At 59.0% G+C, this 15791-nt stretch carries 15 protein-coding genes; 8 read left to right on the forward strand and 7 right to left on the reverse strand.

Annotated features, from left to right (window positions below; translation table 11 throughout):
• The first annotated feature begins 1 nt into the window (after position 1).
• From atcB to Aeroheme_RS18470, 7 genes are all read left to right on the forward strand, one after another.
• Positions 2-763 (forward strand): cold adaptation protein AtcB, encoded by a 762-nt coding sequence (gene atcB, locus Aeroheme_RS18440; RefSeq protein WP_106885072.1) that lies wholly within the window; start codon positions 2-4, stop codon positions 761-763.
• 10 nt (positions 764-773) lie between these two features.
• The gene (gene atcC, locus Aeroheme_RS18445) at positions 774-1676 is read left to right on the forward strand and encodes a cold adaptation protein AtcC (RefSeq protein WP_411166331.1); all 903 of its coding nucleotides are present in this window, start codon (positions 774-776) and stop codon (positions 1674-1676) included.
• Positions 1677-2054: 378 nt separating this feature from the next.
• Positions 2055-2231, forward strand: a complete 177-nt coding sequence (locus Aeroheme_RS18450) for a glycine zipper 2TM domain-containing protein (protein ID WP_338888817.1) — start codon at positions 2055-2057, stop codon at positions 2229-2231.
• Positions 2232-2427: 196 nt separating this feature from the next.
• A complete protein-coding gene (locus Aeroheme_RS18455) occupies positions 2428-2679 on the forward strand; it encodes a hypothetical protein (protein ID WP_162520044.1) in 252 nt (83 codons plus the stop codon).
• Positions 2680-2750: 71 nt separating this feature from the next.
• The gene (locus tag Aeroheme_RS18460) at positions 2751-3125 is read left to right on the forward strand and encodes a hypothetical protein (protein ID WP_411166332.1); all 375 of its coding nucleotides are present in this window, start codon (positions 2751-2753) and stop codon (positions 3123-3125) included.
• A 69-nt stretch (positions 3126-3194) separates the two neighbouring features.
• Positions 3195-3638: a GNAT family N-acetyltransferase gene (locus Aeroheme_RS18465; RefSeq protein WP_106885077.1), complete on the forward strand. Its 444-nt coding sequence runs from the start codon at positions 3195-3197 to the stop codon at positions 3636-3638.
• A 233-nt stretch (positions 3639-3871) separates the two neighbouring features.
• On the forward strand, positions 3872-4669 hold the full coding sequence (locus Aeroheme_RS18470; RefSeq protein ID WP_411166333.1) for a type II CAAX prenyl endopeptidase Rce1 family protein: 798 nt from the start codon (positions 3872-3874) through the stop codon (positions 4667-4669).
• Positions 4670-4783: 114 nt separating this feature from the next.
• Here the strand turns inward: Aeroheme_RS18470 and Aeroheme_RS18475 are convergent, their stop codons facing one another.
• Positions 4784-4996, reverse strand: coding sequence for a hypothetical protein (locus Aeroheme_RS18475; RefSeq protein ID WP_111913395.1), 213 nt, complete (start codon positions 4994-4996; stop codon positions 4784-4786).
• Between the two features lie 556 nt (positions 4997-5552).
• Between Aeroheme_RS18475 and Aeroheme_RS18480 the strand changes: the two genes are divergently transcribed.
• The gene (locus tag Aeroheme_RS18480) at positions 5553-7310 is read left to right on the forward strand and encodes a hypothetical protein (protein WP_411166334.1); all 1758 of its coding nucleotides are present in this window, start codon (positions 5553-5555) and stop codon (positions 7308-7310) included.
• Between the two features lie 31 nt (positions 7311-7341).
• Here Aeroheme_RS18480 and parC read toward each other — a convergent pair whose 3' ends face one another.
• The 6 genes from parC to Aeroheme_RS18510 form a co-directional block, all read right to left on the reverse strand.
• Entirely contained in the window at positions 7342-9636 is a 2295-nt protein-coding gene (parC, locus tag Aeroheme_RS18485; RefSeq protein WP_411166335.1) for a DNA topoisomerase IV subunit A, read from the reverse strand.
• Positions 9637-9796: 160 nt separating this feature from the next.
• Positions 9797-11692, reverse strand: coding sequence for a DNA topoisomerase IV subunit B (gene parE, locus Aeroheme_RS18490; RefSeq protein WP_098982074.1), 1896 nt, complete (start codon positions 11690-11692; stop codon positions 9797-9799).
• 261 nt (positions 11693-11953) lie between these two features.
• Positions 11954-13966: an FUSC family protein gene (locus Aeroheme_RS18495; RefSeq protein WP_411166336.1), complete on the reverse strand. Its 2013-nt coding sequence runs from the start codon at positions 13964-13966 to the stop codon at positions 11954-11956.
• 1 nt (position 13967) lies between these two features.
• Positions 13968-14834 carry an HlyD family secretion protein gene (locus tag Aeroheme_RS18500; protein ID WP_163135731.1) on the reverse strand — a complete coding sequence of 289 codons (867 nt, stop codon included), beginning with the start codon at positions 14832-14834 and terminating at the stop codon, positions 13968-13970.
• Positions 14827-15069: a DUF1656 domain-containing protein gene (locus tag Aeroheme_RS18505; RefSeq protein ID WP_106885084.1), complete on the reverse strand. Its 243-nt coding sequence runs from the start codon at positions 15067-15069 to the stop codon at positions 14827-14829. The genes Aeroheme_RS18500 and Aeroheme_RS18505 overlap by 8 nt, the downstream gene beginning before the upstream one ends.
• 96 nt (positions 15070-15165) lie before the next feature.
• Entirely contained in the window at positions 15166-15789 is a 624-nt protein-coding gene (locus tag Aeroheme_RS18510) for an NUDIX hydrolase (RefSeq protein WP_411166337.1), read from the reverse strand.
• Between the last annotated feature and the right edge of the window lie 2 nt (positions 15790-15791).

Below are 15791 nucleotides of genomic sequence, written 5' to 3' on the forward strand. Positions count from 1 at the left end.
CATGAACAGTCTGATAGAAATTACCGCCATCGAGATCAAAGAGCTGGCCGTGGTCGAGCCCAAGCAGGCCAGCGAAAAGTTCGAGCTGATCGCCAAGACGATGTCCGACGAGCAACTGGCCGAAGTCATTGAAAACATTGATATCGTCACCCTGACCCAGATCAACGGCCAGCACGACATCTCCTTCCCGTCCATCATCTCCGAGCTGATGACCCCGGAGCGGATCCGCGACATCGTCTGCCAGCAGCCTCTCTACTGGGAGGAGGCCATCAAGAACAATGCCGAGGAGCTGCAACAGCACACCTTCGACTTCCTCAACTACCTGATCCGCACCCAGGACAGCGAGGCCAAGCAGCGCGAGATCCTGGAGTGCATCGCCGAGGATCCCGCCGGGCTCTTCTATCTCGCCATCCCCTTCATCGAGTTCTACCGTGGCGATCGCTACGAGGATGAAGAGGGCTATAGCGATGGCCTGCACGCCGAAGAGGAAGATCTCGAGGAGTCCCTCGCCTACAGCGAGCGCCAGCAGAGCGAGGATGCCCACGACTACCCGCTGGATGATCCGAGAAGCCTCTTGATGCTGATCCGCGAGCAGGCTCCCGAGGTGGAGAAAGCCATCAAGTCGCTGCTGCGCAGTGAGAACGCCACCTGGGAGGGGATCATCAACAAGTTCGCCAACGAGCTGGTGATGCAGGCCAAGGAGAAGAACCAGGTCAGCGACGAGTACGACGAAGTGGACGACATGTTCAGCTTCCTGGATTGAGGAGAGCCCTATGCAACTAGTCATCCGCGAGGCCAACGAAGGCCCCTTCCTCACCCAGGTGCTGCGCTTTGGCGCCGAGCGTGAACTCCTGAGCGCCCAGCAACTTGCCGCCATCAAGGGCAAGGCGGTGCTGATGAGCCTGAAATTCGCCGACAAGTACTACAACAAGTACAAGATGCACCTGCTGGAGCAGGCCGCCCACGACGTCATCGGCGTGGTGAGCTTAGGGTTGCAGGAGCTCTCCGGGCGCGACACGGCCCGGGCGCTGGCCCTGCTGCAGGCACCGGAAGGCCCCATCAAGCCGTTCCAGAAGGGCTGGTCCATGCTCATCTCCGTCAGCCCCAGGCAGACCGGCAACAGCCTCTACGGGGACGTGGATGCCCGTCTGCTGGACAAGATCTCGAGCCCTCCCGATGTGGAGGAGTGGCAAGGGTGGCTGGAGTACGAGAAGGCACTGACCGAGCACAACAAGGTCCGCCTGATGGGGCTCATCGATCAGCACTTCTTCGCCTGCGAGAGCGATCACCCCACTATGGAAGACAAGCTGGCCGAGGCCCTGCTCTACCGCATCCTCTGCGGCAAGGGCAGCGGCGCCGCGCCCCTCAAGGTGAAGCAGGATCTCAAGCGCCGACTTGGGCGGGAGATTGAGCTCGACGAGGCCTGGTACGACACCGCGCATCTGACCACCCAGCTTGCCCTCATGCTCACCGAGCTGCCCGCCGACATGGCCGCCGCCCTGCGCCAGGAGCTGAGCCCGGGCTTCGTGCCCAACCTGCTGCACACCCTGGGGTTTGTGCGCCAGTACCAGCAGCAGCAAAGGGAGAACGCCTCGCCGGAGAAGCTCGACAACGTCGAGATGCGCGCCGGCCTCAGGCACCCCCTGCTCGGCTGGCCCCTCTACCACGACTTCTAGGGCGCTTGTCTGCCTTGAGAACTTGTCCCCCAACGCCCGGCTCGCCGGGCGTTGTCATCTCTGCGCCCCCGAACAGGCGCCGCCAATAAAAAGTGCCCCTATAAGTGCTAGCGTACAGACGCCCCTGCCGGGGTGAGGGAAGATGCCCCCATCACGAACAGGCGCAGGTCGCGCCGACCGATATACGGCCCCCTGGCGCGTCATCCCCTGCGCCCTGGCGCCCCCTGAACCAACCACTATCCGGGCTGATGCGTCGGGGTCCGGGTCGGGATCGGCAACCCCACCGGGATGGTTTGCCGCATACCCCAGGCGCATTGCACAACATCAAGAGGTAACCCCATGAACAAGCTCCATGGTTTGACACGAGGGGCGGTGGCAATGGCCCTGCTGATTGGCCTGGCAGCCTGCTCCGGCATGTCGCAACAGGGCAAGAGTACCGCCGTGGGTGCCGGCATAGGTGCCGTCGGCGGCTCCGTCCTGACCGGAGGCAGCGCGGCCGGCACCATAGGTGGTGCCGTCGTCGGTGGCGTCATCGGCCACGAGATCAAGAAATAGGTCTCCCCCTCCCTTCTCATCCAGCGCCCGATCCGTCGGGCGCTGTTCTGCCTGGACTCATGACCCCCAATGCCAGCCGGGTGGCGCCAACTACCTCCTCAGCGTCATTGGCCCACATTTTGTCAGGAATATAATGGCCCCCTCATACCGACCGCAGGGGAGCGCCGTGAGCAGAAAACCCGACAGGATCACCGCCATGCAGCAGATCATCGACGCCGTGAAGCAAGAATTCCCGCTCTATCAGCCAGATACCTTCAAATGCGGGCCCGACAACAGCTGCATCGGCTGCCCCAAGAAGCTGATGGAGCTGGTGGATACGGATCTCTGCTACTGGCAATATCAGATCCAGCGCGGCATTGCGCCCAGCTTCGACGAGCTAAACCGCTTCGGCAAGATGTGCAAGAACATCCGCCGGGCGCTGGTGCGCAGCGGCCGCATCCCCGCCTGATGCTCTGCATCCATATCTGATAAGGTGTGACCGACAGGCCCGGATCGGGCACAAGCGAGAAGGAGACCAAGATGACCCAGGAGCGGATCCAGACCCGATATCAGCTGGCGGGCCCCTTTGCCACTCAGGCCGAGTTGGAGCAGGCCATAGCCGGGGCAATAGAGCACCACAAGCAGGACTTCTTCCCCCTGCTGGAGCGGCTAGTGGATGTGGGGGACACCAGAGTCAACCTGAGCCAGCAGAACCCGCTGCGGGTGCTGAGCATCGAACTCGATGAAGATGGCAGCAAGGGGCTGGCCCACCTCAACTACGAGTCCAACTTCGCCGAGAGCTGCCTCATCATCAACGAATATGACCAGCACCAGACTAGCGTGCCTTTTCGCCTGGAAGGGGATGAGCTTGTCTTCGACCTTGAGCTACCCATCGCCTGGAATTTCAATAATTAATAGTTCGGCGGTGCGATTCACCTTGTTTATTGCGCCCTGCCGGCTCTTGAGCACTGATAAGGACATTAGATGCATATTCACCAGGCAACCTCCGTTGATATCGACGATCTCACCCTCTTGTTTGATGCCTATCGCCAATTCTATGGACAGGCTCCGGCGCCCATGGCCGCAGCCGCCTTCATTGCCGAACGTCTTGCCAAAAGTGAGTCTGTTATCTTTCTGGCTCGCGGTGAGACGGGTGAAGCCATTGGCTTTGCCCAGCTTTATCCCGCCTTCTCATCCGTTGCGATGAAGCGGATGTGGTATCTCAACGATCTGTTTGTCGCAGCATCGGCCCGCCAGCAAGGAGTCGCGAGAGCCTTGCTAAAACAGGTAGCGACCTTTGCCAGGGAGACGGACGCACTGACGGTCAAACTGGCCACAGCCGTATCCAATCTGCCCGCAAAAGCCCTCTACGAATCGGAGGGATATCAAAAGGTTGTCGCCTTTGATCACTACACCCAGCGGGTTTAGCGAGCAGGGTTGAGCGACTCAGCCTCATCGACCATGGCGCAGCTCCCGTCGCCACAGGCAAAGAGGGGGAAAAGATTGGGTGTCCGCAGAATAGTGGCTGCCAGGAAGGCAGGTGCTCCGCAATAACAGCTTGATGATCGGCCGTTAAATAAAGAGGCTGGCGTGACTACTCGGGTGCCCCACTTGGTGTAGGGTTGTCTCCATGCCAACTGAATGAACTATCGGGGGTCAGCATGGGTGAGCATCAATCTGCAGCAAGGCCGGTATTGAACGACGGCGATAGCTTTGGTTTCGAGCGCAAGAGTGCCGGAGACTTCCCCTTCTATCGCCAGCCCCCGAATACCTTGTCTGGCCGCAGCTGGGTGCTGATCCTGCTGGGGGTGGTGCTGGGTTTTGCCGTGCTGACGGCGCACATAGGGTTTTATAAAACCACGGCGGGCGGCTTTGTCCCCGCCATCCTGTTTCCTCTCATCCCCCTGGCCGTGCTCGCCATGGTGGCGGGGAAGGCATGGCGATCGCTGTTTCGAACACCGACGGGGCGGGATGTCCTCTTGATGCTGGCGATTGCCGGCGTCAACATTCTGGTCTCGGTCGCCGTTGCACTGGTACTGCAGCACCTGTTCAAGATGAGTGAAAACCCGGTCAACGCCATGCTGGCAGAGGCCTCCAATACGGCGCGCATCCTCTTTTATGTAAAAACGGCGCCCCAGCTCTTCGGCGAGGAGGTGGTCTCCATACTGCCTTTTCTGGCCATCCTCTGGTTTTGTCACACTAAGCTCAGCCTGAGCCGCAAGCGAGCGATGCTCACCGCCTGGCTCTGCACAGCCCTTATCTTCGGGGCCATGCACCTGCCCACTTATGACTGGAATTTTCTGCAATGCTTTCTGGTGATTGGGACGGCCCGCATAGTGCTGCTCAGTGGCTACATCATCACCAAAAATATCTGGGTATCGACCGGCGCACACATCATCAATGACTGGCTGCTGTTTACCGTCATGGTGCTGCTGCGTGGTGGCCAGGCCGGCATATAAGACCGGCAACAGACCGGGGCATGATCACAGGAAAGGAGCCTTGCCGGCTCCTTTTTCCATTGCCCATAGAAAAGGCGAGGCCCTTGCCTCGCCTTTGCCTGCGTCGGATGGGCATCAGGTGAGATAGTAACGCCACGACCTGCTCGGCTCTGCATAGCCGACCCGGATGCAGAAGGGGGCAAGCTCGTGATTGGCCTGCTCCAGGCTGAGGGTCTGGTGGGCATCCTGCTGACACCACTGCACGAACTCGTCGCTGTTGAAGCTGTAGTGATCCCCGTGAAAGGCCCCGTGGGCCTCGATAAGCCCTATGGCTTTCTCCGTTTCCATGTCTGGCCTCCTGGCACTGTGCTGTCTTCTTTAAGCTTAGCGAGTGGGGAGGAGTAGGGTCGATTAGCGCAGCGTAATCGTCCGCACCATCGGCACCGTGGTGAGTGGAAAAGGGACAAGAAGAGAGGTTGCCTGCAAAACAGCTGCAACCGGTTTACGCGATCGTCTGATTACGCTTCGCTAATCAAACCTACGGCCCTCCATATCCCTGACGCCATCCTACACGCCCCCTTCTCCCCTTGCGGGAGAAGGATCAGGGATGAGGGGAAGTAAGCCATTAACGTAGGGTGCAATAAGCGCAGCGCATTGCACCGGCAGCAAGCGGGATATAAATTGCGGTGCAATTCACGTTGTTCATTGCCCCCTACTTACTTGGCTTGGACAAAGGTCGATACTGATCACAACAAGAAACCATTTGGTTCTGGTAGGCTACCAGTAATTGCATTGGATTGAAAATGTTGGGCTTTGTACACTCAGCACCAACCTACAATTTTGCCCAACCTACCGGGCCTTTACAATAACAATACCTCTCGGAAAACAGTGGGTTAGGCATAATATGAAATATCGAAAGACAGATAAGTGGGATGATATTAAAAACACAGAAAACTTATTATTTTTCGCTCAAATGTTTGATGAGCTTTTTTTCGATTTTTCTCTAGATACGTATAAACCCTCTGCAATGAATACCAGTCTATTATGCGAGGAGGCATTAGAAGTAATTGAGGAGATAAACAAAGGGAATATAAAACAACCAAATTTACAGCATGTAATTGATGAGTTATGTGAAAATTTATCAAAAGATCACGTCGTAAAATCTTTATTATCACTAGAATTGAAACAAATAAATTCAGTTTTGTTAGACCCAAAACAAAAATCTGATGATAAGAAAATAGTTATAGAGCTCATCCTTCGGCAGATTTACCTTAAGAAGTATAAGAAGAAAAATGAAGATCTTCTTATCCAAGCGATCAAGGAACAAAAGAACTTTTCTCTTATCCGCTCATTAGCCAGAAGCTATGCAACAACTTTACTGAATATTGGTTATAGTTCAGAGTTTATTGCAGAAACAACAAAGAAATTTTTCCACTACGACAAAAACAGAATATCTAGTAATGAAGCGATAAACGACTTCATTGAAATGTTCTCTCATAAAGTTAAGTCATATCGCCTAATCTATAGAGCAAAATCAGATATAGAGTTATATAGCGACTCATTATCTACCTTTAAAGTAAAGATAATTGAAACCATAGATAATTTAGATATAGATCTAACTAATCACTCCTTCACCAAAGGTACAGATGAAGTTTTCATATGTGTTGATGATATAAAAGCAAGAGATATACACTCCGCAAAAAGTAAAGCTGAAAAAATTTTAGATACATTAAGTACCATTTTTGGATTATTCCATCATAAGGAACAACTTAATTGGGCTAGCGACTGCTTGATCATTGATGATACAGATAAAATAGTTAACCGCTCTAGGGTAAGCATTAATGCTATGCATAAATGCATAGACCAAAAAAAATCCAGAGCCGCACAACAAGCAAATCGCTTTCTGTCAGAGTTTGGGCTTGAGAAAAATTCATTCAATATTTTTGCTCGCTCTGCAGAACTTCACTCTCTAGCACTTAAAAGTGATTCCAATGAAAACCAAATGCTAAATCTATGGATTTCTTTAGAATCGATAATCCCAGCATGCAATGATGAAAAAATATCCAGCATTGAGCACATAGTTAATAGCACCATACCATTCCTAAACTTAAGTTATTATCAAACACTTGTGGCTAGATTAACTAGCGATCTATTTAATTGGAATAGAGGGCAAACAAAGAGAATTTTAAAGCAAGTTTCTGGCGAAAATCAGGTTGTAAAGTTAGCCAAGCTACTTGCTATAGATGAATATCAAGAATTAAGAAATGAATTTAAAAATTCATTTAATGACTTTCATCTGTTAAAGGACCGATTTGAATATCTAGAGCATGTTTACTCAAGCCCTAAAAATATGCTCAATGGATTGGAATCACATACAATAAGAATCGGTTGGCAAATTCGCCGAATTTATCGCGCAAGAAATATGATTGTTCATAGTGGAACAACACCTAGCTACATTGAAATGCTGATTGAAAACATACACAACTATTTAGACCATGTGATCAGAAAAATTATTGATTTAGCCTCTGACTCACAGAAAATATTAAGTATTGAACAGGCATTTATCCTGACTAAAATGACATATAAATCGCTTGGCGACACATTGTCTAAAAAAGATCAGAGATTCACTAATGAGCTTATAGAACAGATGTACAATGTATAAAGAAGGGCGCTTTCGCGCCCTTTCTTATTAATTACCCTTCCTGATTTTCCTCCGCGACCGGTTCGACTCCGGCCACGGGTTCAATCTCTATCCTGTCCACTCGCTGCAAGCCTCTTGGCAGCTTGGCGCCACGGCGGCCGCGCTCGCCGCGGTAGTAGTCCAGATCCGAGGGTTTGAGGGTCAGCTTGCGCTTGCCGGCGAACAGGGTGACATATTGCCCCTGCGGGATAATGGCGGCCATCACCATAAACTCTTCCCGCGCCTTGACCCGCGCCGACGGAATGCTGATGAGCTTGTTGCCCTTGCCCTTTCCGAGCACCGGCAGTGTGCTGAGCGGGAACAGCAGCATGCGCCCCTCGTTGGAGATGGCCATGCAGAGATCGGTCTCTGGCGAGCCAATCTTCTGGGGCGCCATCACCAGGCCCCCTTCCGGCACCGTCAGCAGCGCCTTGCCGTTCTTGTTCTTGCCAATCAGGTCGTCATATTTGCAGACGAAGCCATAACCGGCGTCACTGGCGATGAGGTAGGGTTCGCCCTCATTGCCCATCACCAGATGGCGCACCTCTTCCCCCGCCCCCAGGGCGAAGCGGCCGGTGAGCGGCTCCCCCTGACTGCGGGCGGAAGGCAGGGTGTGCGCCTCCAGCGAATAGGTGCGGCCCAGGCTAGAGAGGAAGACCGCCTGCTGGTTGCTGCGCCCGCAGGCGTGGGCCAGATAGCCATCCCCCGCCTTGTAGGAGAGCCCGGCCACGTCTACGTCATGGCCCTTGGCGGCCCGCACCCAGCCCTTGTCGGACAGGATGACGGTCACCGGCTCGCTCGGGGTCAATTCCTTCTCGGTCAGGGCCACGGCGGTGGCACGCTCCACCAGCGGGGTGCGGCGATCGTCGCCGTACTTCTCGGCATCCGCCAGCAGCTCTTTCTTGAGCAGGGTGTTGAGGCGACGCTCCGAGCCCAGGATCAGTTCGAGTTTGTCGCGCTCCAGCGCCAGCTCTTCCTGCTCGGCGCGCAGCTTGAACTCTTCGAGCTTGGCCAGATGGCGCAGTTTCAGCTCCAGGATCGCCTCGGCCTGGGTCTCGCTGATGTTGAAGCGCTCCACCATCACCTTGCCCGGCTCATCCTCGGTGCGGATGATCTCGATCACCTCGTCGATGTTGAGGTAGGCGACCAGCAAGCCTTCGAGGATGTGCAGGCGAGCCAGCACCTTGTCGAGACGATATTGCAGACGGCGACGCACCGTCTCGCGACGGAAGACGATCCACTCGGAGAGGATCATCTTGAGGGTCTTCACCTGGGGTCTGTTGTCCAGCCCCAGGATATTGAGGTTGACGCGATAGTTCTTCTCCAGATCCGTGGTGGCGAACAGGTGGGCCATCAGCCCCTCTACATCCACCCGGTTGGAGCGGGGGATGATCACCAGACGGGTCGGGTTCTCGTGATCCGACTCGTCCCGCAGATCGGTGACCATGGGCAGCTTCTTCGCCACCATCTGGGCGGCGATCTGCTCCATGATCTTGGCGCCCGAGGCCTGATGGGGCAGCGCCGTGATGACGATGTCGCCATCCTCCTCGCTCCACACCGCCCGCTGCTTGATGGAGCCCTTGCCGGTCTCGTAGATTTTGCGGATGTCATCGCGCGGGGTGATGATCTCGGCATTGGTCGGGTAGTCCGGCCCCTGAATATGCGTCATCAGCACATCCAGCCCCGCATTGGGGTTGTCCAGCAGCTCGGCACAGGCAAGGGCCACTTCCCGCGCGTTGTGGGGCGGAATGTCGGTCGCCATGCCCACCGCTATGCCGGTCACCCCGTTGAGCAGTATGTGAGGCAGGCGGGCGGGCAGCACCACGGGTTCCTTCATGGTGCCGTCGAAGTTCGGCGTCCACTCCACAGTGCCTTGGCCGAGCTCGGAGAGCAGCAGCTCGGAGAAGCGCGACAGCCGCGCCTCTGTGTAACGCATGGCGGCGAAGGATTTGGGATCGTCCGGCGCACCCCAGTTGCCCTGACCGTCCACCAGCGGGTAGCGGTAGGAGAAGGGCTGGGCCATCAGCACCATGGCTTCATAACAGGCGCTGTCGCCGTGGGGATGGTACTTACCCAGCACGTCACCCACGGTACGGGCGGACTTCTTGTGCTTGGAGAGCGCGGACAGCCCCAGCTCGCTCATGGCGTAGATGATGCGCCGCTGCACGGGCTTGAGGCCATCGCCGATATGGGGCAGGGCCCGATCCATGATGACGTACATGGAGTAGTTCAAGTAAGCCTGTTCGGTAAAGGCGCGCATGGGCTGGCGCTCTACCCCGTCCAGACTGAGCTCGATAGCATCACTCATGTGATTATCTCTTTCGGTTCGGGAGCTGGTTGGCGCTCTACTTCATCCAACAGACTGAGCTCGATAGCATCACTCATGTGATTATCTCTTTCGGTTCGGGAGCCGCCACAGGGCGACTCCGGCTAAATGCTTGCTGGCCCGCACAGGGCCAGCCGACGGCTTAGATGATGGCGAGGTTGCCCTTCTCTTCCAGCCACTCCCGGCGATCCGGGGCACGCTTCTTGGCCAGCAGCATGTCCATCAGCTGCAGGGTCTCGTCCCCCTCCTCCAGCTCGCCCATGGTGAGCTGCACCAGGCGGCGGGTATTGGGATCCATGGTGGTTTCCCGCAGCTGTTTCGGGTTCATCTCACCCAGCCCCTTGAATCGGGTCACCATCACCTTGCCCTTCTTCTTCTCGGCCTCGACCCGTTGCAGCACGCCGTTCTTCTCGTCCTCGTCGAGGGCATAGAAGACCTCCTTGCCGATGTCGATCCGGTAGAGCGGCGGCATGGCCACATAGACGTGGCCCTTGTTGACCAGGGTTCTGAAATGTTTAACAAAGAGGGCGCAGAGCAAGGTGGCGATATGCAGACCGTCCGAGTCCGCATCCGCCAGTATGCACACCTTGCCGTAGCGCAGGCCGGAGAGATCTTCCGAGTCCGGATCCAGGCCTATGGCCACAGAGATGTCGTGCACTTCCTGGGAGGCGAGCACCTGACCGGCCTCCACCTCCCAGGTGTTCAGGATCTTGCCGCGAAGGGGCATGATGGCCTGGAATTCACGGTCCCGCGCCTGCTTGGCGCTGCCGCCCGCGGAGTCACCCTCCACCAGGAACAATTCGCCCTGCATGGGGTCGGCGCAGTTGCAGTCGGTGAGCTTGCCGGGCAGGGCCGGGCCTTGCGTTATCTTCTTGCGCACCACAGTCTTGGCGGCGCGCATCCGGCGCTGGGCGCTGCTGATACAGATCTCGGCGATCTGCTCCGCCAGCTCGGTGTTGCTGTTTAAGTAAAGGCTGAAGGCATCCTTCACCACACCCGACACGAAGGCCGAGCTCTGGCGGGACGACAGCCGCTCCTTGGTCTGACCGGCAAACTGGGGATCCTGCATCTTGACCGAGAGGATGTAGGCGCAGCGATCCCAGATGTCTTCCGGGGTGAGCTTGACCCCGCGGGGCAACAGGTTGCGGAACTCGCAGAACTCCCGCATGGCGTCCAGCAGGCCCTGACGCAGGCCGTTGACATGGGTGCCGCCGAGCGCAGTGGGGATCAGGTTCACATAGGATTCGGCGAGGCATTCCCCCCCCTCCGGCAACCAGCACAGGGCCCAGTCCACCGCCGATTGCTCCGTGCTGAAGGCGCCGACGAAGGGCTGCTCCGGCAGGCAGGTGAACTGCTTGACCGCATCAACGAGGTAATCCTTGAGGCCATCTTCGTAGCACCACTCCAGCTTGATGCCGGTGTTCTTGTCGAGGAACTTGATGGTGAGGCCGGGGCAGAGCACGGCCTTGGCCTTAAGCAGATGCTCGAGCTTGCTGACAGAGAAGCGGGGCGAGTCGAAATAGCGCGCCTCTGGCCAGAAGCGCACCCGGGTGCCGGTGTTGCGGCGCCCGCAGGTGCCTGTGATGGTGAGCTCCTGCACCTTGTCGCCACGCTCGAAGGCGATGTCATAGACCTGACCGTCCCGGCGCACCGTCACCTCGACCCGATCGGAGAGGGCGTTCACCACCGAAATACCCACCCCGTGCAGACCGCCGGAGAACTGGTAGTTCTTGTTGGAGAACTTGCCCCCCGCGTGCAGCTTGCAGAGGATCAGCTCCACCCCCGAGACCCCCTCCTCCGGGTGAATGTCGACCGGCATGCCACGGCCGTCATCGATCACCTCGAGAGACTGGTCCTCGTGCAGGATCACCTCCAGGGTGCGGGCATGGCCCGCCAGCGCCTCATCGACGCTGTTGTCGATGACCTCCTGGCCGAGGTGATTGGGCCTGGTGGTGTCTGTGTACATGCCGGGGCGGCGACGCACCGGTTCGAGGCCATTGAGGACCTCAATGGCATCCGCATTGTATTGAGTGGACATGGAGGGCCTTGCGAATTGACGTTTGGAGGGAATCTTACTCGCTGGGAGGGTCTTGGACAAATAGGGCGGTGGCAAAGGGTGATCCAGAGAGGCTATGGCCCCGCGGGATCAGGCGGGTGTCAGTGCCTTGGGCTGCACCTGCAACAAGGACGAGAGGGATCAGGCGGGCGCCAGGGCCATGGGTTGCGCCTGCAACAAGGACGAGAGGGATCAGGCAGGCGCCAGGGCCATGGGCTGCGCCTGCAACAAGGACGAGAGGGATCAGGCGGGCGCCAGGGCCGAAGGCTGCGCCTGCAACAGGGGGGAGAGGGAGCAATGGAGTCGCCACACCAGGCCCGCCAGCTCCCGGGCCGAGGGCTCGGGGTGATCGGCCAGGCCGAGGCTGATGCGATCCAGCTCGGCCAGGGTCTGATGGAGGGAGCCATGTTGCACCCCCTGCTCGGTGAGGATCCCCTCAAGACAGCGCACGCAGGCGTCCCGCACCAGATAGAGTGCCGGCTCCCTGCCCCGCCACTGGCGCAGTTGCCAGACGATGTGGCTGCAGTTGAGCAGCACCACGCCCCAGCGCAGCACCCAGAGCCGGGCGCCCTGATCCTGCCCCTGACCGAGCTGGCTGATGCAGTGATAGATGAGGGATTCAAACTGGCTCTCGCTCTGCCGGGGCCTGGCGGCCAGCTGATCGATGAAGTGGCGGCGCAGGGAGCGGATGAGGCGGCGGCTCTTGCGCCTGTCCGAGCTGGGCCTGAGGATCTGGAACGCCAGTCCCGCCACCATGACCCCCAGCACCTTGCCGATGCTGTCGTTGACGAAGGCTTGATAGTCGTAGCTCGGCGGGTTGGTGATGGCGAGGAAGGAGCCGAGCAGCACTATGAGCTGGCCCCAGAGCGCCGCCGACGAGGGGCGCTGCAACTTGATCAGCTGCATGGTGATGAGCGCGGGGAACAGCAGGGCGCAGAACAGCCAGAAGTCGTCGATGCGGATCATCAGGCCGAACTTGACCGCGAAGCAGACCAGGCTCAGCAGCAGGATGGCCTGCAGCATGGTCTGGGTTCCCTTGGTCGGCGTCGGGGTGGCCGAATAGAGCACGCAACAGATGGACAGCAGGGTCAGGGCCGAGGCGCCCGACTCCCACTGGGTGTTGATCCAGAAGGCGCAGCCCAGCACCACGCAGAGGAAGGTGCGACCGCCGTTATAGGCCGCCTCGACGCTGTCGTTGTAACGGGTGAGCGAGCTGTGGTGCGGCGGCGTGGGCCACTCCTGGCCGTCATAGGGCACCAGCCGGCCGAGCCAGCGCTGGCACTCCAGATAGCTCCAGCAAAAATGGCGCAGGCGCAGCCAGAAGGTGCGGCGGCGAAAATCGCTGCCCGACTCGGCCACGAAGGGGGCCAGCAGGCGGGCGATGCGGTATTTGTCGCAATCGGGCTCGCCCAGCGCGCGGATCACCGAGGTTAGCAGGGGGGTCAACCCGTCCGGCGGCTGCGGCCAGTGTTGCAGCATGCGGCGCACCCCGGAGATCAGGCTGACCATCCGCAGCTGGCGGTGCAACAGGAAGTTGAGCAGCCGGTTGTGGCGGCGCAGCCGGTGGTGACTCCACACCGCCTGAATGCGCAGCACGTTCATGGTGAGGATCTGGCCGATGATCCCCTCGTGGGCGCCGCGCACATCGGCCCCCGCCTCCCCCAGCCACAGCAGCTGGGCATGCTCCCGCAGCCGGGCCTGACTCTTGCCAAGGGACGCCAGCAGTGTCTCTCCATCCGAGAGGCTCGGCAGAATCATCATCATCAGACCGCCGCAGAGGATGCCCACTATCACCTCGCTCACCCTGGCCTGGGCGATGTCGAAGATGTGCTCCGTCTCGGTCACGTTGACGCAGGAGAAGGCGATGATGGCCGCGGTGTAGCCCGCCAGGGCGAAGGCGTAGGAGACGTTGTTCTGATAGTGGTTGGAGATGTAGGTGCAAAGGCCCAGCCAGAGCGCGATAAGGAAGCTGAACAGCCAGGGATCGCTGATGCCAAGGCCGGTGATCATCACGGCCGCCATGGCGCCGATGAGGCTGCCCACCACCCGTCCCAGGCTCTTGCTGATGACGCCGCCGACGGTGGGAAAGCTCACCACGGCGGCCGAGGTCATGGCCCAGTAGGGAGCATCCAGTTGCAGCACAAACGCCAGCCAGAGCGACAGGCACATGGCCAGGCTGTTGCGCAGGGCATAGCGCCACTGGCCCTCATTGGCCTGGCCCCAGGGTGTCTGGCGCCAGCGTTCCCGGCCTGCCACCCTATTCCCCTATGGTGATGGTGCAGGTGGTGCCCGCGATCAGGGCAAGCTCGGGCGGCACATCCAGCAGACGGATCCGCACCGGCACCCGCTGGGCCAGCCGCACCCAGGGCACGTTAGGCTTGACGTCGAGCAGCAGCCCCTGGCTCCCCTCCAGGCTCTGATCGTGAATGGCGCGCCCTATGCTTTCCACCTCCCCCTTGAGCGCCTGCTCACCGCTGTAGAGCACCATGCGCGCCGGCTTGCCCGGCGCTATGTGCCTGAGCTTGGTCTCTTCGAAATAGCCCTGCACGTAGAAGGAGTGGATGTCTACCAGGGCCACCAGGGGCACCCCGGCGCTGGCGTAGTTGCCGACCCTGGCCTGCAGGTTGGTGATGTAACCGTCGCTGGCGGCGTGCACCTCGGTTCGCGCGAGCGACCATCTGGCCTGCTCCAGATTGGCCTGGGCCACCTGATAGGCCGCCTTCATCGCCTGGGCATTGAGCCTGGACTCGTCGACCGCCTCGGCGGAGATGACGGTGCGGGACAGTCCCTGGCGACGCCTGGCCTCGTGCTCCGCCTTGTCGAGATCCGATTTCGCCTTGGCCAGCGCCGCGTTGGCGTTGTCCAGGGCAATCCGGTAGGGCACGGGATCCAGGCTGAACAGGGTCTCCCCCTTCTTCACCAGCTGGTTGTCCTTGATCCAGATGCTGACTATCTTGCCCGACACCTCGGGGGTGATGCTGACCAGCTCGGCCCGCACTTTGCCATCCCGGGTCCAGGGGCCCTGCATGTAGTAGTTCCACAACCACCAGAGCGACACCAGCGCCAGGGCGCACACCAGCAGGGTGGAGAAGTATTTGAGGGTTGCCAGGGGAGATTTAGCCATGTAGCAGTATCCAGAGTGCGCCACTGACGGCGAGGATAAACAGGGAGAGATCCATCAGAAGAGGGTGCCAGACGTCCCCGCCGTAGAGCCAGTCTCTCAGCAGGTGGTGCACCGGCAACCAGCCGAGCAGGCCGAGCAGCACCGCCTTGAACAGGGGGGGAAAGTAGAGCGAGGCCCCCAGGATCAGATCCGGCAGCGCTGAAGCAGTCGTCACGGGCAGGCTCCCGGTTGGCAAGAGGAGGAGAATGGCCCGCCAGAGCGCAGGCTGACCAAGGTTAACACAGCCATTTCGGCGGCTACAGAAGCAGATGACACCATGCCGTCACCTCTGTCAGTCAAACAGGGTATGACGCCGTCCCTGCCGCACATGGTCGTGAAGGCTGCGCAACTGGGACTCCACCACCCGGTGGCGGGAGAGCGGAGGTAGGGCGTCGATGGGGAAATAGGCCGCGCCTAGGGTCTCGTCAGTCTCGGTGAGCAGCGCTCCGCCCGTCACCTCGCACAGGAAGAAGGCCTTGTGGGCATGGGGCAGTTGCGGGGGATGGGGGTGTTTGAGCTTGTCGAACAGGGCCAGCAGTTGCAGAGCGCGGCACTCAAGGCCCGTCTCTTCAACCAGCTCGCGCACCACTGCGCCCGCTGGCGAGTCGCCTATGTCGCACCAGCCCCCGGGCAGGGTCCAGAGTCCGTCGCTGCGCTCCTGCACCAGCAGCAGCCGGCCCGCGTCATCCAGGATCAGCGCCCGCACATCCAGCTTGGGGGTGGGATAACCGCTGTCCAGAGCAATCCAGTGGGCGATGGCCTCGGGATCCAGCTCGCTCTGGCTGGCGACAAGCGTGGCAGCCGCGTTTCGCAGCGCCTCGAAGCGGGCGATATCGAAGGGATCTTGGGAGTAGGTGAGCCCGGCCTGGGCCGTGGCCAGCACCTGTTCCAGAAAGGCGGCCAACGGCGGTTGCACGG

This window comes from Aeromonas sp. DSM 116730 (assembly GCF_046581335.1).
In the GTDB taxonomy this organism is placed as follows: Bacteria; Pseudomonadota; Gammaproteobacteria; order Enterobacterales; family Aeromonadaceae; genus Aeromonas; species Aeromonas rivipollensis.

Coding starts and splice junctions, on each gene's coding strand:
- atcC (WP_411166331.1), top strand. CDS start 774: ATGCAACTAGTCATCCGCGAGGCCAACGAAGGCCCCTTCCTCACCCAG.
- atcB (WP_106885072.1), top strand. CDS start 2: ATGAACAGTCTGATAGAAATTACCGCCATCGAGATCAAAGAGCTGGCC.
- Aeroheme_RS18460 (WP_411166332.1), top strand. CDS start 2,751: ATGACCCAGGAGCGGATCCAGACCCGATATCAGCTGGCGGGCCCCTTT.
- parE (WP_098982074.1), bottom strand. CDS start 11,692: ATGTCCACTCAATACAATGCGGATGCCATTGAGGTCCTCAATGGCCTC.
- Aeroheme_RS18450 (WP_338888817.1), top strand. CDS start 2,055: ATGGCCCTGCTGATTGGCCTGGCAGCCTGCTCCGGCATGTCGCAACAG.
- Aeroheme_RS18475 (WP_111913395.1), bottom strand. CDS start 4,996: ATGGAAACGGAGAAAGCCATAGGGCTTATCGAGGCCCACGGGGCCTTT.
- Aeroheme_RS18470 (WP_411166333.1), top strand. CDS start 3,872: ATGGGTGAGCATCAATCTGCAGCAAGGCCGGTATTGAACGACGGCGAT.
- Aeroheme_RS18480 (WP_411166334.1), top strand. CDS start 5,553: ATGAAATATCGAAAGACAGATAAGTGGGATGATATTAAAAACACAGAA.
- Aeroheme_RS18455 (WP_162520044.1), top strand. CDS start 2,428: ATGCAGCAGATCATCGACGCCGTGAAGCAAGAATTCCCGCTCTATCAG.
- parC (WP_411166335.1), bottom strand. CDS start 9,636: ATGAGTGATGCTATCGAGCTCAGTCTGGACGGGGTAGAGCGCCAGCCC.
- Aeroheme_RS18465 (WP_106885077.1), top strand. CDS start 3,195: ATGCATATTCACCAGGCAACCTCCGTTGATATCGACGATCTCACCCTC.
- Aeroheme_RS18500 (WP_163135731.1), bottom strand. CDS start 14,834: ATGGCTAAATCTCCCCTGGCAACCCTCAAATACTTCTCCACCCTGCTG.